This is a genomic window from Pseudoduganella rhizocola, assembly GCF_045984285.3.
Lineage (GTDB): Bacteria > Pseudomonadota > Gammaproteobacteria > Burkholderiales > Burkholderiaceae_D > Rugamonas.
In genome coordinates this window covers 71,499-98,342 of record NZ_JBJQIK030000013.1, presented here as the reverse complement: position 1 = coordinate 98,342, position 26,844 = coordinate 71,499, and the positions used below count along the sequence as shown (strand labels likewise).

The following is a 26,844-nucleotide window of genomic DNA, read 5'->3' as shown; positions in this document are numbered from 1 at the left end:
CCGTGCGCAGCATTTACAACACCTTCGGCGTGTCATAACGCTTCTGGCAGCGCTCGCACCAGAAGCTGCGGCGCCGCGTTTGCCCGAGGTGGGCCTTGTGGAAGGGAATGTTGCATCGCGGGCAAATGCGCTTGGTGTGCGCCAGCCAGTGCTGTTTCAGCACGAAGGCTTTCTTCCATTCGAGGAAGTCGAAACTGTACTGCCGTGCTTCCTTGACAAGCTCGCGCAGCTTGGCCGGCGGCAGGCAGCCGATGGTGGACAGGGGATGCACCCGGATGCGGAACAGCACCTCGTTCTTGATGATATTGCCGACGCCGGAAAATATAGTCTGGTCGAGCAGGGCGTCGCAGGCCAGCATCTCCGGTTTGGCGCGCAGCTTTTTCAGTGCCAGGGCGGACGACCATTCGCCGGCCATCACATCGGCGCGCCAGTCGTAGTGTTCGCTTAACTCCCCGTCAATTTCCTTGATGGAGCAGGTGTAGAAATTCAGCTCGCCGCCTTCCTCGAAGGTGAGGGCGAGCCGGGGCGGGCTGTTTTCCTTGACCTCGTTGATGCGGTAGGTGCCGAACATGAGGAAGTGCACGCGCAGGCTGAACAGCGGCAGCTCGATCAGGAAGTGCTTGCCCCAGCTGCGCAGGGAAATGATGGGCTGCCCCGGCAGCTCCTCGTAGCGCAGGCCCTTGCTGTTGCCGCGGGCGGTGGCGATGGTGCGGCCTTCGAACTCCTGCGCCTGTTCGCGCAGGATAACGATGGACGGTCCTTCCGGCATGGCGTGCTCCTGATGGTCGGGAGTCCAGTGTAGGCGGCGCCACCCTGCCGCGCTGTGCGCGCCCGCACGCTGGGGCGGCGAAAGTATCCGGCGGGTTTTTTTCGTAAGCAAATTTTTCCGGCCCTGCGTTTACCTGCAATTGGCGTAATATGGGAAGCATGGACATGGAAAGGAAACCCATCATGCAACGTCACTTACGCAATCTGTTGGCTGCCGCGCTCCTGGTAGCCACGGCCGGTGCTGCGTCCGCCGGCGTTACCGTCACCTATGAGCAGCCTGATAAATTCCGCGACATGCCGTACAGCCAGGTGGACCGCGATGAGATCCTGCGCCAGCTGAGCGAGCATTTCGGCAAGCTGGGCCAGGAGCTGCCGCAAGGGCAGGACTTGCGCATCACCGTCAAGGATATCGACCTGGCCGGCCGCATCGAACCGGCGCGCTGGAATTTCAATAACGATATCCGGCTGCTGCGCGGCGGCGCCGACTGGCCGACCATGAAGCTGAGCTATGTGCTGGAAGAAAACGGCCAGGTGCTGCGCAGCGGCGAAGCATCGATCAACAATATGATGTATCTGGAACGCCTGAACCGCTATTCTTCCGGCGACCCGCTGCGCTTCGAAAAGCAGATGGTCGACGAATGGTTCAAGCGCGATATCAGCGCCCCCAAGCTGAGCGCACACTGACGCACCCCTGACAGCCTGCCGGCGGCCGCCCAGCGTTCAGCGCTGCGCGGCCGCTGTGTCATCAGGCGGACACACTTCTTGTTTAGGATCAGGCCGAATCTTTTGCGCCTGTCCCCTCCAGGCATTCGTTCATACCAAGGAGAACACAAGAAATGTCCAATTCCACTCCGGAATCCACCCGCCGCCGCCTGCTGCAACTGATCGCCGGCGCCCCCATGCTGCCCCTGGCCGGCGCAACCGGTGTCAGCGCCCTCCTGTCCGCCTGCGGCGGCTCGGATGATCCGGTCGCCCCGCCGGTAGCCCCGCCGCCTGCGGCGCCTGCAACGTTTACCACGGCCGAATTCACCGGCATGGCGGCGCCGGCGGCCGCCGATGTCGCTGCGCTGGCCTCCACCACCGTCGGTTCCAGCCTCAAGGTCAACTTCAGCGACGGCAGCAGCAATACCTACAAGCTGGCCTACCAGCCCTTCTTCCTGACCGGCGACAAGGTACCGGACGGCAAGGGCGGCACCGTGGTCGCGGGCGGCTATGTGGACATCAAGAACCAGCCCATCATCGACAAATCGGTGCCGGGCAAGGAACGCCAGTTCTTCTCCGACTCGCCGGACGGCAGCTCGCTGCTGACCGTGCCGAACGCCAATGTGGCCGGCGTCAAGGGCAAGCCGGTGTTCGCCGTGGTGCAGTTCGAATACAACTCGCTGAACCAGGCCGGCGCCTCGACCTACGGCACGCTGCCGTCGCCGATCGCCGTGCTCACGCTGGACCAGGACCAGGCCACCGGCAAGCTGGCGCTGGTGAAGTACCACAACGTCGATACCTCGGCCGTCAAGGGCCTGTGGATCACCTGCGGCGCCAGCCTGTCGCCATGGGGCACCCACCTGTCGAGCGAAGAGTACGAACCGGATGCCTTCGACCAGGGCCTGGGCGGCCAGTCGCTGGCCGTGCTCAAGGAGTTCAGCAAGAACGTGTTCGGCGATCCGGCCACCGCCAATCCCTATGACTACGGCCACCTGCCGGAAGTCACGGTGAACCCGGACGGCACCGGCACCATCAGGAAGCACTACAACCTGGGCCGCTACTCGCGTGAGCTGGTGCAGGTGATGCCGGACCAGCGCACCATCCTGGGCGGCGACGACTACACCAACGGCGGCCTGTTCATGTTCGTGGCCGACAAGGCCGGCGACCTGGCTGCGGGCGGCACCCTGTACGTGGCGCAGTACACCACGCCGCTGACCGAGACCACCACCGGCAAGCTGCAGTGGATCAAGCTGGGCCATGCGACCCACGCCGAAATCAAGGCCATGGTCGATGGCGGCATCAAGGGCACGGACATCATGGATTCCACGCTGACCGACCCGGCCGACGCCAGCTACAGGAAAATCGTCCTCAACAAGAAGACCGCCTGGGTGCGCGTCAAGGCCGGGCAGGAAAAGGCTGCGGCCTTCCTGGAAACCCACCGCTATGCGGCGATGAAGGGCGGCAGCATGGCCTTCACCAAGAACGAAGGCACCACCGTCAACGCCAAGGACAAGATCGCCTATTCGGCTTACGCCAATATCCAGGATTCGATGGTGGAGGGCGGTTCGGGCTACGTGGCCACCCACAACGTGAAGTTCAAGAAGCTGGTGGCAGGCGGTGTAATGCAGCACAAGCTGGCCGGCGGCCAGAAGGATGACACCGGCGCGGCCATCGACAGTGAATGGGTGCCGAGCGAGTCCAGCCTGCTGATCGCGGGCGCCGACATCGCCGGCGATGCCCTGGGCAATACCGCTGATCCGGCCCGGATCGCCAGCCCGGACAACCTGAAGTTCTCGGAGAAGCTGCGCACCCTGTTTATCGGCGAAGACAGCGGCAACCACCTGAACAACTTCCTGTGGGCCTACAACGTCGATACGAAGAAGCTGGAGCGCCTGCTGTCCTGCCCCGCCGGCGCCGAATCGACCGGCCTGCATGCGGTGGACGAGATCAATGGCTTCACCTATGTGATGAGCAACTTCCAGCATCCGGGCGACGAATGGAATCGCTTCCCGACCTTGCCGGCGGCGCTGAAGGACCAGATCAACAAGGCCATCGACAGCAAGTACAACGGCAAGTTCAGCGCAGCGGTGGGTTACCTGACCGGTGAGCTGAGCCAGGTGAAGCTGGCCAAGTAATCCGCAGGCTCCGCGCCTAGTCGATCTCGTTCACGCGGGGGAACTTGGCGCGGAATTCTTCCGGCATCGGCACCACTTCGCTGCGCTGGTAGTTGAAGAAGACGAAGCCGTATTTCGCCATCGCCACCAGGGTGCGGTCCTTGGGCCGGGTGATGCGGAAGATGATGTCCCCGCCGTATTTATTGAAGTCCATCACCCCCACCTCGAACACCAGCACGTCGCGCGCATGCGCTTCGGCGCGGTACATGGTGGCCAGGTCGGTCACGATGATGCCGGTGCCGTCGCCATCGACTTCCGGCATGCCGTTCTCGTAGAGGAAGCGCGCGCGCGCCTCCGAGATCATGGAGATCATCGAATCGTTGCCGAGGTGGTTGGCGGCATTGATATCGGTGACGCGCACCGTCAGCTGGGTGGAAAAGCAGAACAGCTCGTCGGGGAATTCAAGTTTCAGTCTGGCCATGGGAAAACGGTGAGGCTAAAAATCCCATTGTAGCCTCACTGGCGCACGATCTTGTAAACCCGCCCATTGTCCGACAGCATGTAGAGCTCGCCCTGCGCATCCTGGCCGAAGGAAAGGATGGACCCCACATTGCCGATGTTCCAGTCCCTGGCCTCGCTGACGGCGCCGCCGCTGTACAGGAAGCTTTTCAGGTAGCCCTTGCAGTAATCCGAATACAGGTAGCGCCCGGCCAGCTCCGGCAGCGCGCCGCCGCGGTAGACGTAGCCGCCGGTGATGGAGCAGCCGTTGGCGCCGTTGGCTCCATGTTCGTACTCGAAGCGCGGCAGGGTGAGGCCGGTCTGGTCGCAGCTGCCGCTGTTATAGCATTTCGTGCCTTCCATCCGGTTCCAGCCGTAGTTCACGGCGGCCTGCGTGGCGGGCATGATATTGACTTCCTCGCGCTCGGCCTGGCCCACGTCCGCGATGTACAGCTGGCTGCCGTCGAAGGCGAAGCGCCATGGGTTGCGCAGGCCGCTGGCCCAGATCTCGCCGCGCCGGCCCGGCTGGCCTGCATAGGGGTTGTCCGGCGGAATGGTCACGGTGCCGCGCACGTTCAGGCGCAGCATCTTGCCCAGCAGGGAATCCAGGTTCTGCGCATTGCCTTTTGTGTCGCCGGCGCCGCCGCCGTCGCCGGTGCCGGCGTACAGGTAGCCGTCCGGCCCGAAAGCCAGCATGCCGCCGTAGTGGTTGGTGGCATCCGGATGCGGGATGGTGATGATGCGGCTCAGCGAACCGGCATCGGCCACGTTGGCGTCGGCCGACACCCTGGCGCGGTCGATGGCGATATTGCCGAACTTGTCCGTGTAGTAGAGGTAGAAACTGCCGTTCTGCGCATATTGCGGATCGAAGGCGATGGAGAGCAGGCCGCCTTCACCGCCCGTGCCGATGACCGCGCTGATATCGAGGAAGGGCTTGGCCGCCAGGGCGCCGCCGGCCAGGATGCGGATGCGGCCGGGCCGCTCCACGATGAACTGGCGGCTGTCGCCGGCCGGCGCCGTCAGCAGCAGCGGCTGGCTGAGGCCGGAGGCCACTTCGCTCAGCTTGAGCGCCAGGGCGGCGGGCGGCGTGACCGGCGGCGTTACGGGCGGTGTCACCGGCGGCGCGGCGCCGCCACCACCACCCCCACCGCAGCCCAGCAGCAGCGCGCCCGCCGCTGCGCACGCCGCACTTGTGAAGCCCGTCGCCAGCCTTGCCATATTGCCTCCCCGCGCCGCCGTTCCCGCAAAAGTGGGAACCCATGCTGAGCCTACCGTCCGGCTACCGCCCCATCTGTGCGCCAGCGCACGGAGGCCTGGCGCCGCATGGCCTGCTCAAGGAACTGGCGGAATTGTTCATCGGCAAAAGCCGCGCCCGCCACCTTGTCGAACTGGGCAATGGCCTTGGGATCGGCCTTCAGCGAATAGGCCATGAAGAAGTGGCGCTCCGCCATGGGCAGGCGCAGCAGGCGCACGTCCACGCCTTCGCGCTGGGCGTAATAGCGCGGCGAGAACTCGTTCTCGAAAAACGCGGCGTCCATGCGCCCCGCCTGCAGCTTGCGCAGGTTGGCGGCCTGCCAGTCGGTGGCCGCCAGCCGCTGCCAGCGGATGGGCACGCGGTTCAGACCTTCCGGAATCTCGGAGCCGGCCACCCAGCCGATCTCCATGCCGGCCAGCGCCTGCAGCGTGGCCACGCTCTGCAGCGGCGAATCGCGGCGCACGGCCAAGTGGGGCTGGGTGCGCAGATAGGTCCAGTCGAAGCTGCCGATGCCGGGGCCGCGGTCCTGGCTGCCGCTGGTCAGCAGCAGGATGTCCAGCGAACCGTTGCGCAGGCTCTCCATCGCGCGGCTGAGCGAGGACGGCGGCATCCATTCCAGGGCCACGCCCCGGCCTGCGACATGCAGCTCCATGAAGTCGCGCAGGACGCCATGCAGCGGCACGCCGGGCTGGCCGCTGATCAGGGGCGCCACCACGAAGCCGCCCACCTTGAGCGGCGCCGCTTGCGCCAGGGCACAGCCGGCCAGCAGCAGGCATGTCGCAAGAAAGCGTTTCATGGCCCTATTGTAGCCGAGCGCGGCACGCAGCCACTGCGGGAGCGTGCGCTCTGCCTTTGGGGGCAGGACCGCAGGCAGTTGCAGGACATACGATGGCTTATCCCTACCAACCTGAGGATTTCATCATGCTAGGATTATCGACGCTTGGCATCATCCACACCGCCATCAGCCTGGTCGCCGTGGGCGCCGCCGTCATGGCCTTCTTCCGCGACAAGGGCATCAGTTCGGACAACGGCCTGGGCAAGGTTTATGTGATCGCCACGGTGCTGACCTGCCTTACCGGCTTCGGCATTTTCAACCATGGCGGCTTCGGCAAGGCGCACGTGCTGGGCGTGATCACGCTGCTGGTGCTGGGCCTGGCCTGGGCGGCGGGGCAGGGCAAGCTCGGCGCCAGGTCGGCGTATATCGAAACCGTCAGCTATTCGCTGACCTTCTACTTCCACCTGATCCCCGCCATCACGGAAACCTCGACCCGCCTGCCGGCCGGCAAGCCGCTGGTGGACAGCCCGGAGGCCGAAGCGCTGAAGGCGGCGGCCGGCATCCTCTTCCTGCTGTTCCTGATCGGCGCCTTCCTGCAGGTACGGCGTCTGCGGGCGGGCGAGCGTAACAGCATCGCCCCCCTGCGCAAGTCCGCGTAACGGCCGAGCCCGTGTCCAACCTTGGGGGCTCGGCGCCCCCGTCTGACCCCAAGGTGGACACGGGCTCGGCAGCTAGAGCACTTCGCTGAGGAAGAGCAGGGTATGGCCGTGGGCTTCGGCCGCCGAACGCTGGTGGTACATGGGGCGGTGCGAGCAGTTGAAGCCGTGCTCGGCGTCCGGGTAGATGTGGAGCTCGGCGTTCTCGCGGTCTTCGAAGCGCTGCGCGATCTGCTTCACCGCGCTGGCAGGGATATGGTTGTCACGGCCGCCGAAGTGCATCAGCAGCGGCACGCCGATCTTGTCTGCCTGGTCCAGCTGGTTCTGGATGCCGCCGCCGTAATAGGCCACGGCGGCATCCACCTTGCCCGCGGCGGCCGTCAGGTAGGACAGCAGGCCGCCGAAGCAGTAGCCGATCGAGGCCACTTTCGGGCCCACGCCGTCCAGACCGCGCAGCACCTCGACGGTGGCGGCGATGTCGGCCACCGCCTGCTGCGGGTCGGTGGCCTGCTTGAGCGCCGCCGCCCGCTTCCAGTCCGCCTCGTCGTAGCTGAGCTCGATGCGCGGCGCCTGGCGCCAGAAGATGTCCGGCGCCAGCACCACGTAGCCGTCCGCCGCGTATTGTTCGCAAACGCTGCGGATATGGGCGTTGACGCCGAAAATCTCCTCGATCAGCACGATGCCCGGCCCCCGGCCGCCGCGCGGCAGCGCAAGATAGGCGCCGAAGCTGCCGTCGGCCACCTTGACATCGATCCAGCGGGTCTGGCGGTCCATGGCCGGCCTCAACCGTGCAGCTTGTTGGCCACCTCGGCAATGGCGCGGCCCTGGTAGCGTGCGCCGGCCAGCTCGTTCTCGCTCGGCTGGCGGCTGCCGTCGCCGCCGGCGATGGTGGTGGCGCCGTAAGGCGAACCGCCGGTCACTTCGTCCAGCTTCATCTGGCCGGCAAAGCCGTAGTTCAGGCCGACCACCGTCATGCCGAAGTGCAGCAGGTTGGTGATGATGGAGAACAGCGTGGTTTCCTGGCCGCCATGCTGGGTCGCGGTGGAGGTGAAGGCGCCGCCGACCTTGCCGTGCAGCGCGCCTTTCGCCCACAGGCCGCCCGCCTGGTCGAGGAAGTTGGCCATCTGGGAAGTCATGCGGCCGAAGCGGGTGCCGGTGCCGATGATGATGGCATCGTAGTTGGCCAGCTCGTCCACCGTGGCGATGGGGGCGGGCTGGTTCATCTTGTAGTGCGATTTCTCGGCCACTTCCTGCGGCACCAGTTCCGGCACGCGCTTGATATCGACGGCGGCGCCCGTTTCACGCGCGCCGTCGGCCACGGCATTGGCCATGGTTTCGATGTGGCCATAGGATGAGTAGTACAGGACCAGAACTTTTGCCATTGCAGATCTCCGGGGAAAGATAGGGAATGCGGCCTTGTCGCAGGCCCGCAATGCACGATACACGCCTGCGCTGCGGCCCGCATCTGCCAAAGGGTGATCCCCGGACTATACCCAGCCCAATCGTGCGCCGGCGCTCAGTACACCTCGCGCATATAGATGACCGGCCCGGACTTGTAGACGCCGAAGGTGAGCTGGCCGGGCTGCGGTGCCGGATCTTCAAGGAAAGAGAAGGGCGTCGCCGTCATCACCACGCTGCCGCTTGCATTCGGCTTGTCCAGCCTGAACTGCGCGATGCCGTTCTGGAAGTCATAGACCGGAGTGCCGTCGAGTTTGACGAGCCCGGTATTGCAGGTTCCTGCCGCATCCGTGGCCAGCTGGCGCTCGCACTTGACGAACACGGCATTGGTATTCATCTGCACCGGCGGCTTTGCCGCTGCGGGCGGCAGCGGCAGGTCGCTGCGCACCGTCAGCGTACTGTTGAGGTAGTTGTTTCCAGTACCGCTGTAATACTGGGCACGCACCTTGACCGGCATCTTGAGTTGGGGCGAACCGTAGTTGTTCTCGACGAGCGCCCGGCCGTAGACCACGCGCAGGCGGCCGTCACCCGAGGCGGTCGGCGTGACGCTGTTGCGCGAGGTGGCGTCGGCGCTGGAGGCACGGAACCAGGCGGACGTGGGACCGACCTTGCCCGAGAGCTTGTAGTTGAGGGTCTTGGTCCAGACGCCGTTAAGCCAGTCGCCATCGGGGGTGACTTCGATACCGTTTTGCACAAGATTGCTCTTGTCCGTGTAAAACAGAGGGCCGGTGCCGGGCGCGGTGATGTAGGAGGGGTTGCGGTTGGCCGCCACATTGTCGGCATCTTGCGCTTTCAGCGCGACCACGGTGGGCTGCAGCGGGAAGGTGCCGGAGTAGTTCTGCATGGGCTGGTTGGCGCCATCGACCGCGGTAATGCTCAGCAGGAAGGGCTGTTGGCTGAACACATATTCGCAGGTGGCGGCATCGGCGCAGGCCAGCAGGCGCTGGAACCACATGCCGGCGACATCGGCCGTGGCCTTGACCACGAAACGGTCCGGTACGAAGCGCGCCAGCTGTTCGCCTTCCGCGATCAGGTTGGTGCCTGCATTCAGGTAGCCACCGGTGTTCTTGAGTTTTGCGGTGAGCTTGCGCAGGCCGACCTGGTCCCAGGCCAGCGGGATCTCGTCGCTGGCGCCGTTGGTGAAGGTGTAGTCGTTGTCCGCCGTAAAAATGCCCGCGACGCCGCCCACGGGGGCACTCAGTTCGCTGGTAAGGCGGACCTTTTCCACCGGGCTTTCGTTGCCGAAGCTGGGCGTGCGGTTGCCGGCCTTGTTGACGGCATAGATGCGCACCGGGACTGACTGGTTGACCTTGGCGAAGGCCTGGGCGCTGCTGCCGGTCGGCGCCGGGAAGCTCGGCGTAGTGAGTCCGGTGGTGGTGAACTTGAAGCTGTAGGGCGCCACCACGATATCGGGCGATTCGCCGGAATAGGTGCCGCCCTGCGGATTCGGCTTGACGTAATTGCCCGATACCCTGACTTCGCCTACGTCCTCATACATCAGCTTGGCCTTCGCCAGGCCGTTGCTATCGAAGGGCAGGGACAGCGTCAGCGTCGAGGTGTTCTTGCATTCCGCGGTGGCGCTGTTAACGCCCATTTTCGGCCACACCGTGCCAGCCAGCGGATTATTGCGGTCGCAGGTCAGGTTGACATCGCGCGTCATCGCCGGCAACGGCGTACACGTTGTACCGTTGCCGCCGGCATCGCGGATCTGGATGCTGACGTCCACCGTTTCGCCCGCTTTGTGGTGCGGTGCGGAGATGGTCAGGCCCTTGCGCACCCAGTTGATCTGGCAGCCGGCCGGATCGCACTGGGTCTTTGCCGAGCCCGGCACGGAGGTTTGCAGGTTAAGTGTCGTTGCACCGGCGTCAAACGGCGGCGTGAAGGTCGCCACGCCGCTGGCGCCGATCACCACGTTGGGAATAAGATTGCTGACGAATTTGACGGTCAGGCCGCCGGTGAACTTGGTGGCGCAGCTGCCGTCGGCGCAGGCCGTAATGGTGGCGACCTGCGGCGCACAGCTGAGCTGGGAGCCGTTGTATTCAATCAGGATATGGTCCAGGCCATTCACCGGCGGCGTGCTGGGCGTGCAGGAGGCAGGGTAGTCGCTGTTGTTGGTGATGCAGCTGCAGTCGCCGGCCTGGCAGGTGATGCCCTGCTGGATGGTGCCGTGGTAGCCCAGCTGGATGGTGTTTACTGCCGCGGTGCCCGTCACATAGGCTTCCGAGGGACGCAAGGTGGCGCTGTCCGCCGTGATATTGCCCTGGATGCCGCTGCCGGAGCCGATGTCGACGTGGTTGCTGGCCGTGACGTTGCCGATCACCTTGGACGGCGAGGGATTGAGCGTGACGTTGACCGCCGTGACATTGCCGGTGACGGTGCTGCCCGAGGCCAGTTCGAAGTTTCCGGTGGAGGTCACGTTGCCGGTAATGGTCACGGGCGAATTGGTGTTGATGTCGCCGCCCGAGATCGGGCCGATGATGACGGCATGCGAGGGGATGTTGATGGTGCCGGTGGCCGTCAGCGAGCCGGTGATCTTGATCGCCGAGCCGCCGCCCAGGTTCATGGTGGCGGCAATGATATTGGCGGTAATGGTCTGGGCCTGCGAGCCCATCTTGAACTGGGTCTGGGCCTGTAGCGTGCCGCCGGTGATACTGAGGTTGGCCGGGTTGATGTCGCCGATATCCAGGCTGCCCGTGGTCGACTGCAGCTTGGCGGTGCCGGACATGGTCAGGCCGTTGTTGTAGCCGAGGGCGACGTTGCCCGTCACCTGCACCGTATAGCCGTCCGCGATGGCGATCTTGCTGTCCCACTCGGGCAGCGGCAGCGCGCTGCAGACATAGGTCTTGCTGGCGGGCGTGTAGTTGCAGTTGGCGACACCGCCGCCGCTGAAAGTGGTCGTCGCGGCATGGGCGGCGGACAGCGGGGCAGTCAGCAGCAGGCACAGCGCGGCACGGGCGAAGAACGGGCGGTTGGGGCTCATGGCATCCAGAATAGACGGGCTTGCCTATATTATAGGCGCTGCGGGTTGTTGCTTTGTGGCATATATCATACGCCGCCGGGCCGGCGTCCTATTGCCGGTCACACAATGGGGCATGGCGTGCTAACCTTGGTCTTTGACGATTTGTAACATTCAAGGGTGGCACGATTAGCGCGATGCAGGAGATGAAGGAAGGCAGGCCGCCGCGCCCGTGGCGGCTGCCTGCGGCTGCCCTGCTCACTTTGCTGGGCGGGCTCGGCCTGAGCGCGCTGCTGTTTGCCGGCGCCAGCCACCTGGAACAGAAGCGCCTGGAACTGTCGCTGGTGCAGCGCGCGCAGATGCGCGTGTTCGCCCTGAAGGAAGGCATCGGCCATGCGCTGGGCGGCCTGTATGCCGTCAACCAGCTGTTTGCCAGCCGCCCGGCCGTGAGCCGGGATGAATACCACCGCTTTGCCGAACCGCTGCTGGCGCGCCATCCCTATGTGCTGGGCATCAGCTATATCCGTTTCGTCAGCGACGCCGAGCGGCCCGCGCTGGAAGCGGAACTGGCGCGTTTCCGGCCCGGCGCCGGCGTGACGGAGATGCGCCACGGGCGCCCGGTGCCGGCCGGCCGCCGCCCGCAATACCGCGTGATCGACTATGTAGCGCCCACCGAGGGCAATGAGCTGGCGCTCGGCCTGGACACCATGTATCCGGTGAAGGACGAATCGGCGCGGCAGCGTGCCTACGATACGGGCCAGCCATCGGCCGGCCGGCTGATCTCGCTGGCGCAGCGCGGCGGCAACCGCGTGGGGCTGGTGGTGGCCATGCCGGTCTACCGTTTCGGTGCGGCGCCGCGCAGCGTTGCCGAAAGGCGTGCCGCCCTGGTGGGGGAAACCTCGATTGCGCTGCTGCCCGGCGAAATGATCGCCAAGATTTTTGCCGACGCCGGCCTGCACGGGGCGCAGGCCACGCAGCAGCGCAGCCATCCGGTGAATGTGGAAGTGTATGCGGCAGCCGGCGCCAGCGCCGACTCCCTGGTCTACCAGTCGCCGCCGCTGCGCAGCGAGGGCGCCGGCGCCTGGCTGGACTGGCTGTACCCGGCTCCGCCGCAGGCCATCGACAGGCATGTGGAGGTGGCCGGCGAGCGCTGGCTGCTGCGCGCAGGCGGGGCGCAGCATGTGCAGCCGGCCGACCATCTCGCCTCGCTGGCGGTGCTGGCCCTGGGACTGGTGCTGACAGCGCTGGGCACCGCCTTCGCGGCCATGCTGTCCAGCCGGCATGTGGAGGTGCAGCGCCGGGTGGAGGAGGGCACGGCGGAACTCAAGTCACTCAACAAGGCGCTGCAGCTGCGCGAGCGCGCCATCGAATCGAGCACCAATTCCATCATCATCATGGAGGCCGGGCCGGGCAACCCGGTGGTGTATGTGAATCCTGCCTTCGAGCGCAGCAGCGGCTACAGCGCGGCCGAGATCATGGGCCGCAATGCCGGCATCCTGTGCCGGGAGGACCTGGACCAGCCGGGCCTGGCCGACCTCCGCGCCGCGATTTCCGAGGCGCGCGACGTGCACGCCATCCTGCGCAATTACCGCAAGGACGGCACCATGTTCTGGAACGAGACCTACCTGTCGCCGGTGCGCGACGAGCAGGGCCGGCTGACGCATTTCGTCTCGATCCAGCACGACATGACGGCGATGAAGGCCTACGAGTCCGAGCTGCTGCACCAATCCACCCATGACGCGCTGACCGGCCTGCCGAACCGCGTGCTGCTGCAGGACCGCATCGCCCAGACCATCGCCCATTCGGAACGCAAGGGCCATGCGCTGTGGGTGGTGTCGATCGACCTTGACCGCTTCAAGTTCACCAACAGCCGCCTGGGCCACAAGGGCGGCGACCGCCTGCTGCAGGTGGTGGCGGCGCGCCTGCAGTCGGCGGTGCGCGCGGTGGATACCGTGGCGCGCCTGGGTGGCGATGAATTCGCCCTGCTGCTGCTGCCCGAGCCGGGCGCCATGCAGCCGCGCGTGGAACAGCTGCAGCGGGTGCTGGACAGCCTGTCTTCGCGCCTGGTGCTCGATGGCGCCGAGCTGTTCATGACCTGCAGCGCCGGCATTGCCGTCTACCCGGCCGACAGCGTGGAGCCGGGCGTGCTGGTGGAGCGTGCCGATATCGCCATGTACCGCGCCAAGGAAATGGGCGGCAACAACTACCAGTTCTACACGGCGGCCCTCAACGAGCAGCTGGGCGAACGCCTGCTGATCGAGTCCGCGCTGCGCACGGCGCTGGAGCGGCGCGAATTCGTGCTGCATTACCAGCCGCAGGTCGATATCGAAGCTGGCCGTATCGTGGGCGTGGAAGCGCTGATCCGCTGGCAGCATCCGGAGATGGGCATGGTGGCGCCGAACCGCTTCATTCCGCTGGCCGAGGAGACCGGCCTGATTGTGCCGGTCGGCGCCTGGGTGCTGCGCAGCGCCTGCGAACAGCTGCGCGCATGGCAGCGCGAGGGCAGGGCGCAGCTGCGGGTGGCCGTCAATGTGTCGGCGCGCCAGATGGCGGAGCCGGACTTCGTGTCTTCGGTAGCGGCGGTGCTGGCGCAAACCGGCATCGCGCCCGAATGCCTGGAGCTGGAACTGACCGAAAGCCAGGTGATGAACGATGTGGAACGCGCGGTGGGCGTGATGCACGAGTTGAAGAAGCTGGGCGTGAAGCTGGCGATCGACGATTTCGGCACCGGCTATTCCAGCCTGTCGCACCTGAAGCGCTTCGAGGTCGACGTGCTGAAGATCGACCAGAGCTTTGTGCGCGACATCACGGTCGACCCGGACGATGCGGCCATCGTCAGCACCATCATTGCGCTGGCCGCCAACCTGCAGCTGCAGGTGATCTCCGAAGGCGTGGAAACGCAGGAGCAGCTGGCCTTCCTGCGCCGGCATGGCTGCACCCAGATGCAGGGCTACTTCTTCGGCCGGCCGCTGCCGCCGGCCGCTTTCGGCGAGCTGCTGGACGAGAGTGAGGCCCAGCCCGCGCTGCAGTTCTGACCCACGGCTTTTCTGCAGCCGGCGGCACGCCGTGCTACATTGGCCGCATGAGATACCTCATCCTTGCCAGCCTCGCGGCGGCACTGCTGCCTGCGCTGTCCACGGCCGCCTGTTCGCGCCCCATTGTGGTGCCTGCGTCGGCGCTGGGACGGCTGCTGACCGTGAACGCCGCGAAGCAGGAAGTGGGCGGCGTCTATCCCGAGCTGCTGCGCGAGCGCGGCCGCCGCGTCGGCTGCCGCTTCGTGTTCCCCATCGTGCCGCGCGCCCGCGCCGAGGCCATGATGCGGCAGGGCGACGGCGACCTGTTCGTCGGCGCGATCCAGGTGCAGGAACGCGAGGCCTGGGGCCATTACGTTCCCCTGCTCGGCACCGAATGGATGCTGGTGTCGACCAGCGAGCACCCGCCGCGCACTGTCGGCGAGCTGCTGGCGCTGCCTGGCATCCGCGTCAATGCGGTGCGCAGCTATAACTACGGGCCGGCCTACCAGGCCATGATGGCCGCGCTGGAAGCGGCAGGCAAGCTGGAGTATGTGGCGGACCCGGAAACCATCGCCCGCAAGATGCAGGCCGGGCGCGCCGATTTCGCCTATATGCCATCCAATACCTTCGCCGGCGCGCTGGACGAAGCAGGCCTGCGCGCCACCCTGGGGCCGCGCATTCGGTATACACGGCTGGCCGGCCTGCCGCCCAGCACCAATGGCGTGTACGTGTCGCGCCTGCTGCCGGCGGCCGATGTGGCGCAGCTGACGGCGCTGCTGGTGCAGTTGCGGCAGGACGGGGCCTTGATCGGCCGCATCCGCCAGGAGTATTCGGCGGCCGATATGGTCAGCCTCTATCCCTTGCCGCGCACGCCTTAGGCGGCCTGCAGGGCCGGCGCGGCCAGGCCGCGCAGGAAGCGCCGCGCCTCGCGTGCGGGCAGCGGCCGGCCGTAGTGGTAGCCCTGGATCTCGTCGCAGCCCCACTGGCGCAGCAGGGCGCGCTGCGCAGCCGTCTCCACGCCTTCCGCAATCACCTTCATGCCCAGGTTGCGGCCAAGCGCAATCACCGCCTGGACAATCGCGGCGTCCGCGCGTGCGGCGTCCGCGCGTGCGGCGTCCGCGCGTGCGGCCGTGTCGTCCGCTGCCAGCTGGCGCACAAAGGACTGGTCGATCTTCAGCTTGGTGAGCGGGAAGCGCTTCAGGTAGGCCAGGCTGGAATAGCCGGTGCCGAAATCGTCGATCGACAGCTTGAGGCCCAGGCCGCGCAGGCGGTGCAGCAGGGCGATGGCATGCTCGGCGTTTTCCATCATCACGCCTTCGGTAATTTCCAGTTCGATGCAGGCCGGGTCGATATGGGTGGCTTCGAGCAGCGCTTCGATATGCGGCAGGAAGCCCGGATGCGCGAACTGGCGCGGCGAGATATTGACGGCGATGGTCAGCGCGCGGCCGCTGCTTGCGCTCCATTCGCTGGCCTGGCGGCAGGCCTGTTCCAGTACCCAGTTGCCGATACTGACGATCAGGCCGGATTCCTCGGCCAGCGGAATGAACTGGGCGGGCGATACCATCTCGCCGTTGCGGCGCCAGCGCAGCAGGGCCTCGAAACCGGCCAGGCCGTCGTCGCGCAGCGACTGCTGCGGCTGGTAGTACAGCTCCAGCTCCTTGCGTTCCAGCGCGTGCCGCAGGTCGGCTTCCATGTCCAGGCGCTGGCCGCTGCTGGCATTCAGCTCCTCGCTATAGGACAGCAGCAGGTCGCCGCCGGCGCGGCGTGCGGCCTGCAGCGCCGCGTCGGCATTGCGCAGCAGCGCTGCGGGATCGGCGCCATGCTGCGGAAAGGTGGCGGCGCCCAGGCTCAGCGTCGAATGGATTTCGTGCCTGCCGCAGACGAAGGGCGTGCGCAGCTCGTCCTGCAGCGCGGCCAGTGCGGCGCCGAAGGCGGCGGCGCGCTGGTCGATCGGGTAGAGCACGGCGATATTGGCGCCGTCGAGGCGGAACGCTTCGCCGCCGTGGGCCGCCGCCGCATCGCGGATGCGCTGCGCTATGCCCTGCATCATGGCGTCGGCCACGCCGTGGCCGACGCCGGCCACCACGCGCGAGAAGCGGTCGATGGTGCCCAGTACCACGGTGTGCGGGCGCGCCGGCTGGTTGCGCAGGCGGTGCTCGAAGGAGCGGCGGTGCGGCAGGCCGGTGAGCGGGTCGTGGTTGGCCAGGTGGGCCAGTTCGTCCTCGGAGCGGAAGCGCGACCAGGCGTGGTAGATCATGAAGGCCGCCGTGGCCAGCGCCATCAGGTTGAACAGGTGGACCATGGCGCGCATCGATGCGTAGCGCTCGATCAGCACGGAGACGATGGCGCCGCAGACAATCGTCAGCAGCAGCAGTGCATAGATGGCGAAACGGTGGCGGCGTCCGGTAACGGTGCTCATGGCTTCTCCTTGTTCTGGGCCAGTGCGGTTTCGAGGCAGGCGATGATGGCGCCGCTGTCGAAAGGTTTGGTGAGGAAACAGATGGCGCCGGCGCGCTGTGCGCGCCTGCGCAGCGCCTCCTGCGGGAAGGCGGTCATGATGATGAAAGGGGGGCAGCCGCCGCGCGCGGCGAGCAGCTCCTGCAGCTCGATGCCGCTCATGCCGGGCATCTGCACGTCGCTCACCACGCAGCCGGCGTTGCAGGTATGGCAGGCCTCCAGGTATTCTTCGGCGGAGGCGAACAGGCGCACCGTCCAGCCCAGCGAACGCACCAGCGCGCCGAGCCCGAGGCGGACCGATTCGTCGTCGTCGATAATGGCAACCAGCTGATTCTGTAACACTTGCGACTCCCGTGAGCGGCGCATGCCGCGACAATATGGAGCCAGCATAGCCTCCCGCCGCGCGGCGGGAAATCATACAAGGGTATAGGCCTTCAGGAAGCGGCGGTCACGCCGAGCGCTTCGGCCATGCGCACCAGGTCGGCGAAGGTGCGGGCTTGCATTTTCTTCATCGCGTTGCCGCGGTGGATTTTCACCGTGATCTCGCTGGTCCCCACTTCGCCCGCGATCTGCTTGTTCATCAGGCCGCGCGCCGCCAGCGCCATGATCTCGCGCTCGCGCGGCGTCAGGGTGGCGTAGCGGCGCTGCAGCGCGGCGCCCGCTTCGTCCTGCGAGCGGCGCTTGCGGTCGGTCTCCAGCGCCGCCGTCACGGCATCCAGCAGGTCCTGCTCGCGGAAAGGCTTGGCCAGGAAGTCCACCGCGCCCGCCTTCATGGCGCGCACCGACATCGGGATATCGCCATGCCCGGTCATGAAGACGATGGGCAGGGTGGTGCCCTGGCGGTTCAGCTCCGCCTGGAAGTCGAGGCCGCTGCTCCCGCGCAGGCGCACGTCCAGCAGCAGGCAGCTGGCGCAGCCGGCACGGGGATGGGCCAGGAAGGCCGGCACGGAATCGAAGGCTTCGGCCTGCAGGCCGATGGAGCGCAGCAGGGAATGCAGGGCCGAGCGCAGCGCCTCGTCGTCGTCGACGATATAGACCATGGCGTCCGGCGCGTTCATGCCGCCTCCGCCGCGTGCAGCGGGAAGCTGCATTGCAGGCAGGCGCCGCGGCCCTCCTTCGGCACCGCGGCAATGCGGCCGCCGTGGCTCTCCACGATCGAGCGGCAGATGGCGAGCCCCATGCCCATGCCGTCGGCGCGGGTGCTGAAGAAGGCATCGAACAGCTTGCCGCTGTGCTCGGGCGCGATGCCCGGACCGCTGTCGCTGACGGCCAGGTGCACGGCGCCGTCCTGCACGAAGGTGCGCAGGCCAAGCTCGCCGCCGCCCTGGGCGTCCATCGCCTGCATGCCGTTCATCAGCAGGTTGATCACCACCTGCTGCAGCTGCACGCTGTCGCCTTCCACCTGCGGCAGCTGCGGCGCGAGGCCGAGCTGCAGGCGCACGCGGTGCGCGGCCAGCTCACGCTGCACCAGCGCCGCGCTGGCCTTTGCAATATCGTTCAGGTCCAGCGCCTGCTGCTGTGGATCGCTCTTGCGCGCGAGCGCGCGGATGCGCTTGATCACATCGCTGGCGCGTTCGGTGTCGGACAGCACGCGGCCAATGGCGGCGCGCACTTCCTCCAGTTCCGGCTGCGGGCGGTTCAGCCAGCGCAGGGCCGCCGCGCCATTCGCCGAAATGGCGGCCAATGGCTGGTTCACTTCATGGGCAATGGAGGCGGCCAGCTCGCCCAGCGTCGTCACACGGCTGGCATGGGCCAGCTGCAGGCGCGATTCGCGCAGCGACTCTTCCTTTTGCCAGAGGCGCTCGTTGGCGCGGTGGCCGGCATAGGCCAGGTAGCCGGTGATGCCGATGGCCGACAGGCTCACCAGGCAGCGCCCGGCCGAAGCATCCGCCAGGTCGCCCCAGCTGGACAGGAGATAAGCCGCCACCGTCAGCACCACGCACAGCGCCGTGATGCGCAGCAGGTAGCGCGGCCAGGCATGGACAGACGCCAGCACCACCACGACGTAGAGCACGGCGATGGCGATGTCCAGCATGGTAAACGCGTCGATCATGAAGATCGCCAGCGTCAGCAGCCCGATCACGGGCTTGAGCAAGGGGGGAGGCGGTGTGCGGTTCATGGTGACTGTTGAGTATAAAGCAGGCTTCCGGCTTGTGCAGCGGGCCGGACCGAAACCTAAACCAAGGTATAGGTTTCTATACGCAGATGCCATGGCGCGGCGTTGCGCGCAGGCCTAATCTTTGTTGCATGCCGCATGGGGCGGGACAACAAGGAGATCGCAATGAACTGGTTTCAGAATCTGAGGATTGCCCACAAACTGGGTTTGGCCATCGTGCTGGTGCTGTCGCTGACTGCGGTGCTCGGCGCATTCTCGATTGCGCAGCTGCGGGTGCTCAACCAGGCGACGTATGAAGTGAACAATGTGTGGTCGCCGGCCATCCGCACCATCCTCGAAATCAAGGCAGGGCTGATCCGCTACCGCACCTATGAGCTGCAGCATGTGCTGTCGAACCAGGAGGCCGACTTCGACGGCTATGCCGCCAAGATGGACGACAAGATGGCCGAGCTGCGCCTGCTGATGGCGCGCTACAGCCAGATCGAGGCCGGCCCCGAAGCGCGCCGCACCTTCGCCCAGCTGGAAACTTCGCTGCGCAATTACGACACGGCTGCCCATGCGGCGGCCGCCATCTCCCGTAGCGGCGACCTCGATGGCGCCCGCCAGGCAGTGCGCGGCGAATCGCGCAAATACAATTTCGAGAGCGCCGATCTGGTGACGAAGCTGGTGGACATCGACCTGGCCGGCGGCGCAGCCGCCCAGGCCCGTGCCGAACAGGCCTACCTGCATGCCCGCCACCTGATTATCGGCCTGCTGGCCGCGGCGCTGGTGCTGGGCGGCCTGCTGGCCTGGCGCATCGCCCGCATGATCGCTTCGCCCCTGCGTGCCGCCGTGCTGGTGGCCGAGCGGGTGGCCGATGGCGACCTCAGTACGCAAATCGGCGCCGTCACGCGTGACGAGACGGGCCGCCTGCTTGGAGCGCTGCGCGCCATGAACGAGCGCCTGCAGTCGGCGGTCGGCAATGTGCGGCGCGGTGCGGATACCGTCGCCAGCGCCGCCATCGAGCTGGCCAGCGGCAACGACGACCTGGCCTCGCGCACCAGCCAGCAGGCTGCGGCGCTGGAGGAAACGGCGGCGGCCATGGAAGAACTGACCGTGTCGGTGCGCCAGAACGCCGAACATGCGCAGCAGGCCAGCGCGCTGGCAGCATCGGCGGCCAGCGTCGCCGTCGATGGCGGCGTGGCGGTCAACGACATTGTGGAGACCATGCAGCGCATCACCGAGGCCTCGAAGCGCATGACGGAAATCGTCAGCGTGATCGACGGCATCGCCTTCCAGACCAACCTGCTGGCCCTGAACGCCGCGGTGGAGGCGGCGCGCGCCGGCGAACAGGGACGCGGCTTCGCCGTGGTGGCGAACGAAGTGCGCCAGCTGGCGCAGCGCAGCGCCGGGTCGGCCAAGGAGATCCGCGGCCTGATCGACGATTCCCTGGCCAAGGTGGACGAGGGCGTGCGCCGCGTCAGCCATGCCGGCAGCACCATCGACGGCGCCATCGCCAGCGTAAAGCGCGTGGCCGCCATCGTGGATGAGATCAGCGGCGCCAGCCGCGAGCAGAGCCAGGGCATCGAACAGGTGAACGTGGCCATTGCAGAGCTGGGCACGGTAACGCAGCAGAACGCCGCCCTGGTCGAACAGTCGGCTGTCGCCACCAATGCGCTGAAAGAGCAGGCCTCGTTGCTGGCGCGCGCCATCGGCGTATTCCGCCTGGCGCCCGAGGCCCAGGGGGAGCTGCGCCTGGTGCGGCCCGCGCGCCCGGCTTATCTGGCCGGCGTGGTATAGGAAAACGGCACAGGGGGCGCGGACAGGGTAAACTACGCACTTTCTGTCGCATTGGGCGATTCGAACAATAATTTCAGCGAGTGCCGCCATGTCTGCAACAGCTCCATCCCCCGTTACCCTGTTTACCGATCTATCCCTCAGCGCGCCGCTGATCAAATCCCTGAAGGAAGTGGGCTATGAAGTCCCTTCCCCGATCCAGGCCGCCACCATCCCCCACCTGCTGCAGAACCGCGACGTGCTGGGCCAGGCCCAGACCGGCACCGGCAAGACGGCCGCCTTCGCGCTGCCCATCCTGTCGCGCATCGACACCAAACTGAGCGCGCCGCAGGCGCTGGTGCTGGCGCCCACGCGCGAGCTGGCGATCCAGGTGGCCGAGGCCTTCCAGCGCTACGCCGCCTATATTCCGGGCTTCCATGTGCTGCCGGTGTACGGCGGCCAGAGCTACGGCCCGCAGCTGTCGGCGCTGCGCCGCGGCGTGCACGTGGTGGTGGGCACGCCGGGCCGTATCATCGACCATATCGAAAAGGGCTCGCTGGACCTCAGCAAGCTGAAGACGCTGGTGCTGGACGAGGCGGATGAAATGCTGCGCATGGGCTTCATCGACGATGTGGAGCGCATCCTGCAGGAGACGCCGGAAACGCGCCAGACCGCGCTGTTCTCGGCCACCATGCCAAGCCAGATCAAGCGCATCGCCACCACCTACCTGCGCAATCCGGCCGAAGTGACGGTGGCGGCCAAGACCGGCACCGCCGAGAATATCCGCCAGCGCTACTGGCTGGTGAGCGGCATGCACAAGCTGGATGCGCTGACCCGCATCCTGGAGGCGGAGAACTTCGACGGCATGATCATCTTCTCGCGCACCAAGCTTGGCACCGAGGAGCTGACGGAGCGCCTGCAGGCGCGCGGCTTCTCCGCGGCCGCCATCAACGGCGACATGCAGCAGGCGGCGCGCGAGCGCACCATCGGCCAGCTGCGCGAAGGGAAGATCGACATCCTGGTGGCCACCGACGTGGCGGCGCGCGGCCTGGATGTGGAGCGCATCAGCCACGTGGTCAACTACGACGTGCCGTATGACGCGGAAAGCTACACCCACCGCATCGGCCGCACCGGCCGTGCGGGCCGCAGCGGCGAGGCGATCCTGTTCATCACGCCGCGCGAGCGCAACCTGCTGAAATCCATCGAGCGCGCCACGCGCCAGCCGATCAGCCCGATGGAGCTGCCGAGCATCAAGGCCGTCAACGACGTGCGCATTGCGAAGTTCAAGGACCAGATCAGCGAAACGCTGGCCGAGGGCGGCCTGGAGCATTTCCGGTCGCTGATCGAGGACTTCGAACGCGAACAGAATATTCCCGCTATCGAGATTGCCGCTGCGCTCGCCAAGATCGCGCGTGGCGACGTGCCCCTGCTGCTGGACAAGAGCCGCGAGAAAGGCTGGCATGAAGACGGCAAGGCGCCGGCCCGTGCCGAGCGCCCGGAGCGTGCAGAGCGTCCGGAGCGCGCCGAACGCAGCTTCCCGAAAAAGGAGCGCGTGCCGCGCGAATCCGAGCCGGGCATGCAGACCTACCGCATCGAGGTCGGCTACCAGCACGGCGTGAAGCCGGGCAATATCGTCGGCGCCATCGCCAACGAAGGCGGCATCGATTCCAAATATATCGGCCGCATCGAGATCTTCGACGACTTCACCGTGCTCGATATGCCGGACGACCTGAGCCCCGATACCCTGTCCACGCTGTCCGGCGTGCGCGTGGCGGGCCAGTTCCTGCGCATCAGCCGTGACGGCGAAGCGCCTGCTGCAGCGCCGGCGCCGAAGAAGAGCAAGCCGCGCACGCTGGACGCGCTCGTCGCCGAAGCGGCGGTAGCGGAGGAAGAGCCCGCGCCGAAGAAGAAAAAGGAAAAAGCGCCGAAGGGCGAGATGCGCATCCGCGCCTACCGCGTGGAAGTGGGCAGCAGGCACGCGGCCACGCCATCGAACCTGGTGGGCGCCATCGCCAACGAAAGCGGGCTGGAAGCGCGCTACATCGGCCGTATCGAGATCTTCGACGACCACTCGATGCTGGAGATGCCCGACGGGATGCCCGACGAGATCTTCAAGCACCTCGGCAAGGTATGGGTGGGCGGCCAGCAGCTGAAGATCAGCCTTGCCGACAGCATGCCGCCGGAATCGGCCAAGCACACCCCGCCGAAGAAGTCCGTGCCGGGCAAGGGCAAGAAGAAGTAAGCGCCTGCGCACGGCTGCGGTGCGGGCGCCGCCCTTCGCCGCACCAGAATAAGGCCCGGAGCCTGCCGCGGCCCGGGCCGTTCCCCCTGCGCCCCGGCGCAGCATTGCCTGGTCTGGTATTTGCATAGACATCTGCATTTAGTCCTCTGAGGGCGGCAGATGCTATCGCGAAACGACTTGATCGAGCTGGCGGTGCCGCGGCGCCGCGTCCTGCGTATCCTGTGGATCGACCCGGCCCGCACGGTGGCGTATGCATTCGATGTCCACGCGCGCTCCAGCGATGCGGAGCTGCTATCCCTGGCCAGCCTGCAGGCTGACCTTGACGAGGGCCGGGCGCACAGGCTGGAGGAAGATCCCTTCACCGTGCTGGTGAACCAGGACCTGCTGCCGCCCAAACACCTGCAGCTGCGTGACCGGGCCTGGTCCATCATCCGCGACCTGGCCTGCATGGAGCCTGCCATCTACCAGCCGCGCAAGCGCGGCCCGCTCATTGCCGATTACGCCGGGCGCCACGGGTTCTCGCATCCCACGCTCTACCGCTACCTGCGCCGCTACTGGCAGCGCGGCATGACGCCGAATGCGCTGCTGCCCGACTACGCCAATTCCGGTGCACGCGGCAAAACCCGCCGCTCCTCGGAGGGAGTGAAGCGCGGACGGCCACGCAAGCACGGCGCCGCGCCAGGTGTAAACGTCGGCGACGGCATGCGCCGCATCTTCCGAGTGGCCGCTGCCAGCTATTCCGCGGCGCAGGGCCGTTTCTCGCGACGCGCGGTATATGAGGCCATGGTCCGCGACTTCTTCAGCCGGCCCAGCGTCGACCACGAGACGCGGCGTATACGGCGCGAAGCGGGAGCGGATGCGGTGCCGACCTTCGGCCAGTTCAGCTATTGGCTGACGCAGGACGGCGTGCCTGGGCAGCCGGGCCGGCCTGCACCCTTGCCCGCGGAGTGGCATGTGCCGCAGCCCGGCCGGCCCGGCGCCGTGTTCCAGCTCGACGCGGTGCGGGCCGACGTGCAGCTGGTATCGGCCGACGACCGCAGCCGGCTGGCGGGCATGCCGCTGCTATATGTGGTGTCCGATGTCTTCAGCGGCCTCGTGGCCGGCATCCACGTCAGCCTGGAGGCGCCGCACTGGCGGCAGGGCATGATGGCGCTGGTCCACTGTGCTGCCGACAAGGCCCGCTACTGCCAGCGATTCGGCCGCAGCATCCATGCCGGCGAATGGCCTTCACGCCAGCTGCCGGAGATGCTGCGTATCGATCCGCTGCTGGCCGGGGAAGCGCAGACCGATGTGCTGTTCAATAACTTCGGCGTGCGCTGTACGGCGGGTACCGCGCAGTCCGCATGGTGGCGCGAGGATCTCGGCAAGCGCTTTCCGCTGCTCGATGCCGCCGCACCGGTCCGCGCCCCGGATGACATCTCCGGCGCCATGGACGCCGCCATCGACATCGTGCAGTTCACCCGTGCCGTGATCGACAGTATCCTCGAGTACAACCTGCGGCAGCAAGGCCCGGGGGCGCTGGCGCCGCTGCAGCTGTGGGAATGGGGGCTGCGCCAGCGTGGCGGAGCCCTGCGCCAGTATCCGGAAGAGACGGTGCGCTGCTGCCTGCTGCCGACAGAGGAAGCCATGGTCACGCCGGATGGCATCTGCCTGCACGGCCTGTATTACAGCTGTGCGCATGCGCTGGCGGAACGCTGGTTCGAGCGTGCGCGCCAGCGGCGCTGGCCGGTGCGCGTGGCGTATGACGCATCCGACCGCTCCCTCATCTACCTTCTGGACCCGGTAGCGCCGATGCGCTTTCATGTCTGCCATCTCGCTGCGGACGCAACGCGGAGCGCGGCGCATGCGCCGGGGATGCACGCCAGCTTCTGATGCGCATCTCGATGGTGCGCCGCACCACAAAGGCCACGGCAGCTTTCTTTGCTGCTGGGGAATAACAAAGTATGTTCGCGGAAGGCCTTATGCCTGCTGGCGCGCTTCGATGCGGGAGCCTGCCGAAACAAGTTTATTCGATGCGCCGAATAGAGTGTTTTCGGCTGCTGCGTGGCACAGCGATTGCTTTGATCACTTCATCCAGCCAAGTGGAGGAAGCAGATGCAAAGTTCAGGTGCAATCACGCGGCGCGAGTTTCTCTATCGCGCCGCTGCTGTGGGAGGAACCGGCCTCCTGTTCAATACGATGGATGCATGGGGCATGGGCATCGCATCGCGCATGGCGGGACCGCCGGTGCTGAGCGGCAACGGCAAGGGAAAGTCCGTCCTTATCCTCGGCGCCGGCCTGGCCGGCATGACGGCGGCCTATGAGCTGGGGAAGCTCGGCTACCGTGTGCAGGTGCTGGAGGCGCGCGGTTTCGCCGGCGGCCGCTGCCAGACCGCACGCAAGGGCTTCACGCTGGCGGAGCTGGGCGGCGAGCCGCAGCGCTGCGAGTTCGACGACGGGCATTACATCAACCACGGGCCCTGGCGCATTCCGCTGCACCATCAGTCGACGCTGCACTACACGCGCAGCTTTGGTGTTCCACTCGAGGTGATGGTCAACGATAACGACCACTCCATCGTCTACCTGGAGAACGGCGGCCCGCTGTCGCGCCAGCGCCTGCGCCCGGCACAGATCAAGGCCGATATGCGTGGCCACGTTGCCGAGCTGTTGGCCAAGTCGGTGCAGGACCACACGCTGGACAAAAAGCTCAATGCCGAAGACCAGCGCCTGCTGCTGGACTACCTGGTGCATGAAGGCCAGCTCGATAACGATGATCTGCGCTACAAGGGCCGCAGTGGCCGCGGCTTCGCTGTCAATCCCGGCGCGGGCATGAATCCCGGCCCCGGCACGGCGTCCGATCCGCTGGGCTTCAGGGAACTGCTGGCCTCCCACGTCAGCAATGTGTACAGCGCGGTGCAGGACTTCCCGATGCAGAACACCATGTTCCAGCCGGTGGGCGGCATGGATGCGATTGCAAAGGCTTTCGAAAAGCGTGTCGGGCGCTTCATCCGCTACAAGGCGGAAGTGCAGACCATCCGCCACGGCGAGAAGAACGTCACGGTGACATACAAAGACACCGGAACCGGCAAGCTGCAATCGCTCAGTGCGGATTACTGCCTGTGCACCATTCCGCTTTCCGTGCTGCGCATGATCGACACCGATTTCTCCGACAAGTTCAAGGCCGCCGTGAAGGCGGTCGCCTATGCGCCGGTCGGCAAGATCGGCCTGCAGATGAAGCGCCGCTTCTGGGAAGAGGACGACCATATCTACGGCGGCCACGTGTTCACGGACCTCAAGGGCATCAACACCATTTCCCTGCCGTCTTCGCAATGGCAGAAGCAGAAGGGGGTGCTGCTCGGCTACTACAACTACCAAAGCGCAGCCATCGAGGTGAGCGCGATGACGCCCGCCGAACGCGCCGAATTCGCACTGGCCGCAGGCGAAAAGATATTCCCTGCCTACCGCGCCTCCTTCGAGAAGTCCTTCTCCGTGGCATGGCACCGCGTGCAGTACAACCTGGGCGGCTGGGCCGAATGGAGCGAGGAGTCGCGCAAGAGCGCCTACCCGGTGCTGCTGGAAGGTGAGGGCCGGGTGCTGCTCGCCGGCGAGCACCTGAGCTATCTCACCGGCTGGCAGGCCGGCGCCATCGAATCGGCCTGGCAACAGCTGGCCCGCATCCATGAAAGGGCCAGTGCATGAAGTCCAACATCATTTTTCTCGCCTTGCTGGCATTCGCCGTGCCCTATGCCGCACAGGCCGCGGACGGCAAGGCCCTGTTCGCGAAGAACTGCGCCGCCTGCCACCAGGCCAAAGGCCAGGGCATCGCGGGCGCATTCCCCGCGCTGGCCGGCAGCGCCTTCGTGCAGGGCGCGCCCGACGAGGTATCGGCAGTGCTGCTGAAAGGGCGGGGCGGCATGCCCGATTTCAGCAGCGCCATGAACGATGAAGAAATCGCCGCGGTGCTGAGCTTCGTGCGCAGCAGCTGGGGCAACAAGGCGGACGGCATCGAGGAAGCGCAGGTGGCGGCCTTGCGCGCCACGCTGCAGGTGCCGAAGTTCGCCGGCGGCCGCATGTCCAACAAACATTGATGAAAGTGAGA

Annotated in this window: 21 protein-coding genes; 10 read left to right on the top strand and 11 right to left on the bottom strand. The window is 66.4% G+C overall.

What is annotated here, in order from left to right; translation table 11 throughout:
- Nucleotides 1-13 precede the first annotated feature (13 nt).
- The gene (locus ACJRPG_RS22440) at nucleotides 14-769 is read right to left on the bottom strand and encodes a DNA-formamidopyrimidine glycosylase family protein (RefSeq protein ID WP_408002331.1); all 756 of its coding nucleotides are present in this window, start codon (nucleotides 767-769) and stop codon (nucleotides 14-16) included.
- Nucleotides 770-951: 182 nt separating this feature from the next.
- Between ACJRPG_RS22440 and ACJRPG_RS22435 the strand changes: the two genes are divergently transcribed.
- Nucleotides 952-1,452 carry a DUF3016 domain-containing protein gene (locus ACJRPG_RS22435; RefSeq protein ID WP_408002330.1) on the top strand — a complete coding sequence of 167 codons (501 nt, stop codon included), beginning with the start codon at nucleotides 952-954 and terminating at the stop codon, nucleotides 1,450-1,452.
- 152 nt (nucleotides 1,453-1,604) lie between these two features.
- Nucleotides 1,605-3,605, top strand: a complete 2,001-nt coding sequence (locus ACJRPG_RS22430; protein ID WP_408002329.1) for a PhoX family protein — start codon at nucleotides 1,605-1,607, stop codon at nucleotides 3,603-3,605.
- 16 nt (nucleotides 3,606-3,621) lie between these two features.
- On the opposite strand, the gene ACJRPG_RS22425 is transcribed toward ACJRPG_RS22430, so the two are convergent.
- From ACJRPG_RS22425 to ACJRPG_RS22415, 3 genes are read right to left on the bottom strand one after another with little or no spacing between them, the layout of a single operon-like run.
- Nucleotides 3,622-4,065 carry a thioesterase family protein gene (locus ACJRPG_RS22425; protein WP_408002328.1) on the bottom strand — a complete coding sequence of 148 codons (444 nt, stop codon included), beginning with the start codon at nucleotides 4,063-4,065 and terminating at the stop codon, nucleotides 3,622-3,624.
- A gap of 35 nt (nucleotides 4,066-4,100) precedes the next feature.
- Nucleotides 4,101-5,300, bottom strand: coding sequence for a PQQ-dependent sugar dehydrogenase (locus ACJRPG_RS22420; protein WP_408002327.1), 1,200 nt, complete (start codon nucleotides 5,298-5,300; stop codon nucleotides 4,101-4,103).
- A gap of 50 nt (nucleotides 5,301-5,350) precedes the next feature.
- Nucleotides 5,351-6,133, bottom strand: a complete 783-nt coding sequence (locus ACJRPG_RS22415; RefSeq protein ID WP_408002326.1) for a substrate-binding periplasmic protein — start codon at nucleotides 6,131-6,133, stop codon at nucleotides 5,351-5,353.
- A gap of 125 nt (nucleotides 6,134-6,258) precedes the next feature.
- Between ACJRPG_RS22415 and ACJRPG_RS22410 the strand changes: the two genes are divergently transcribed.
- Nucleotides 6,259-6,771: a hypothetical protein gene (locus ACJRPG_RS22410; protein WP_408002325.1), complete on the top strand. Its 513-nt coding sequence runs from the start codon at nucleotides 6,259-6,261 to the stop codon at nucleotides 6,769-6,771.
- A 72-nt stretch (nucleotides 6,772-6,843) separates the two neighbouring features.
- On the opposite strand, the gene ACJRPG_RS22405 is transcribed toward ACJRPG_RS22410, so the two are convergent.
- The 3 genes from ACJRPG_RS22405 to ACJRPG_RS22395 all read right to left on the bottom strand — a co-directional run bounded on the left by ACJRPG_RS22405 (nucleotide 6,844) and on the right by ACJRPG_RS22395 (nucleotide 11,206).
- The gene (locus tag ACJRPG_RS22405) at nucleotides 6,844-7,542 is read right to left on the bottom strand and encodes a dienelactone hydrolase family protein (RefSeq protein ID WP_408002324.1); all 699 of its coding nucleotides are present in this window, start codon (nucleotides 7,540-7,542) and stop codon (nucleotides 6,844-6,846) included.
- 8 nt (nucleotides 7,543-7,550) lie between these two features.
- On the bottom strand, nucleotides 7,551-8,150 hold the full coding sequence (gene wrbA / locus ACJRPG_RS22400; protein WP_408002323.1) for an NAD(P)H:quinone oxidoreductase: 600 nt from the start codon (nucleotides 8,148-8,150) through the stop codon (nucleotides 7,551-7,553).
- Nucleotides 8,151-8,284: 134 nt separating this feature from the next.
- Complete coding sequence (locus ACJRPG_RS22395; RefSeq protein ID WP_408002322.1) at nucleotides 8,285-11,206, bottom strand: DUF6701 domain-containing protein; 2,922 nt, start codon at nucleotides 11,204-11,206, stop codon at nucleotides 8,285-8,287.
- Nucleotides 11,207-11,379: 173 nt separating this feature from the next.
- On the opposite strand from ACJRPG_RS22395, the gene ACJRPG_RS22390 reads away from it, so the two are divergent.
- Together ACJRPG_RS22390 and ACJRPG_RS22385 are read left to right on the top strand one after the other, a co-directional pair.
- Entirely contained in the window at nucleotides 11,380-14,217 is a 2,838-nt protein-coding gene (locus ACJRPG_RS22390; protein WP_408002321.1) for a bifunctional diguanylate cyclase/phosphodiesterase, read from the top strand.
- 47 nt (nucleotides 14,218-14,264) lie between these two features.
- Entirely contained in the window at nucleotides 14,265-15,074 is an 810-nt protein-coding gene (locus tag ACJRPG_RS22385; protein ID WP_408002320.1) for a substrate-binding periplasmic protein, read from the top strand.
- Here ACJRPG_RS22385 and ACJRPG_RS22380 read toward each other — a convergent pair.
- The 4 genes from ACJRPG_RS22380 to ACJRPG_RS22365 all read right to left on the bottom strand — a co-directional run bounded on the left by ACJRPG_RS22380 (nucleotide 15,071) and on the right by ACJRPG_RS22365 (nucleotide 18,772).
- Nucleotides 15,071-16,615: a putative bifunctional diguanylate cyclase/phosphodiesterase gene (locus ACJRPG_RS22380; protein WP_408002319.1), complete on the bottom strand. Its 1,545-nt coding sequence runs from the start codon at nucleotides 16,613-16,615 to the stop codon at nucleotides 15,071-15,073. The two genes, ACJRPG_RS22385 and ACJRPG_RS22380, sit on opposite strands and share 4 nt — an antisense overlap.
- Complete coding sequence (locus ACJRPG_RS22375) at nucleotides 16,612-16,995, bottom strand: response regulator transcription factor (RefSeq protein WP_408002318.1); 384 nt, start codon at nucleotides 16,993-16,995, stop codon at nucleotides 16,612-16,614. The genes ACJRPG_RS22380 and ACJRPG_RS22375 overlap by 4 nt, the downstream gene beginning before the upstream one ends.
- Before the next feature lie 92 nt (nucleotides 16,996-17,087).
- Nucleotides 17,088-17,711, bottom strand: coding sequence for a response regulator transcription factor (locus tag ACJRPG_RS22370; RefSeq protein WP_408002317.1), 624 nt, complete (start codon nucleotides 17,709-17,711; stop codon nucleotides 17,088-17,090).
- A complete protein-coding gene (locus ACJRPG_RS22365) occupies nucleotides 17,708-18,772 on the bottom strand; it encodes a sensor histidine kinase (protein WP_408002316.1) in 1,065 nt (354 codons plus the stop codon). Before ACJRPG_RS22365 ends, ACJRPG_RS22370 begins: the two co-directional genes overlap by 4 nt.
- Nucleotides 18,773-18,934: 162 nt before the next feature.
- Here ACJRPG_RS22365 and ACJRPG_RS22360 point away from each other — a divergent pair, with 162 nt between their 5' ends.
- The 5 genes from ACJRPG_RS22360 to ACJRPG_RS22340 all read left to right on the top strand — a co-directional run bounded on the left by ACJRPG_RS22360 (nucleotide 18,935) and on the right by ACJRPG_RS22340 (nucleotide 26,833).
- Nucleotides 18,935-20,548, top strand: coding sequence for a methyl-accepting chemotaxis protein (locus tag ACJRPG_RS22360; protein ID WP_408002315.1), 1,614 nt, complete (start codon nucleotides 18,935-18,937; stop codon nucleotides 20,546-20,548).
- 88 nt (nucleotides 20,549-20,636) lie between these two features.
- Nucleotides 20,637-22,766: a DEAD/DEAH box helicase gene (locus tag ACJRPG_RS22355; RefSeq protein ID WP_408002314.1), complete on the top strand. Its 2,130-nt coding sequence runs from the start codon at nucleotides 20,637-20,639 to the stop codon at nucleotides 22,764-22,766.
- Nucleotides 22,767-22,925: 159 nt separating this feature from the next.
- Nucleotides 22,926-24,638: a TnsB C-terminal domain-containing protein gene (locus ACJRPG_RS22350; RefSeq protein ID WP_408002313.1), complete on the top strand. Its 1,713-nt coding sequence runs from the start codon at nucleotides 22,926-22,928 to the stop codon at nucleotides 24,636-24,638.
- Between the two features lie 222 nt (nucleotides 24,639-24,860).
- Entirely contained in the window at nucleotides 24,861-26,444 is a 1,584-nt protein-coding gene (locus ACJRPG_RS22345) for a flavin monoamine oxidase family protein (RefSeq protein WP_408002312.1), read from the top strand.
- A complete protein-coding gene (locus ACJRPG_RS22340; RefSeq protein WP_408002311.1) occupies nucleotides 26,441-26,833 on the top strand; it encodes a c-type cytochrome in 393 nt (130 codons plus the stop codon). Before ACJRPG_RS22345 ends, ACJRPG_RS22340 begins: the two co-directional genes overlap by 4 nt.
- Nucleotides 26,834-26,844: the final 11 nt, after the last annotated feature.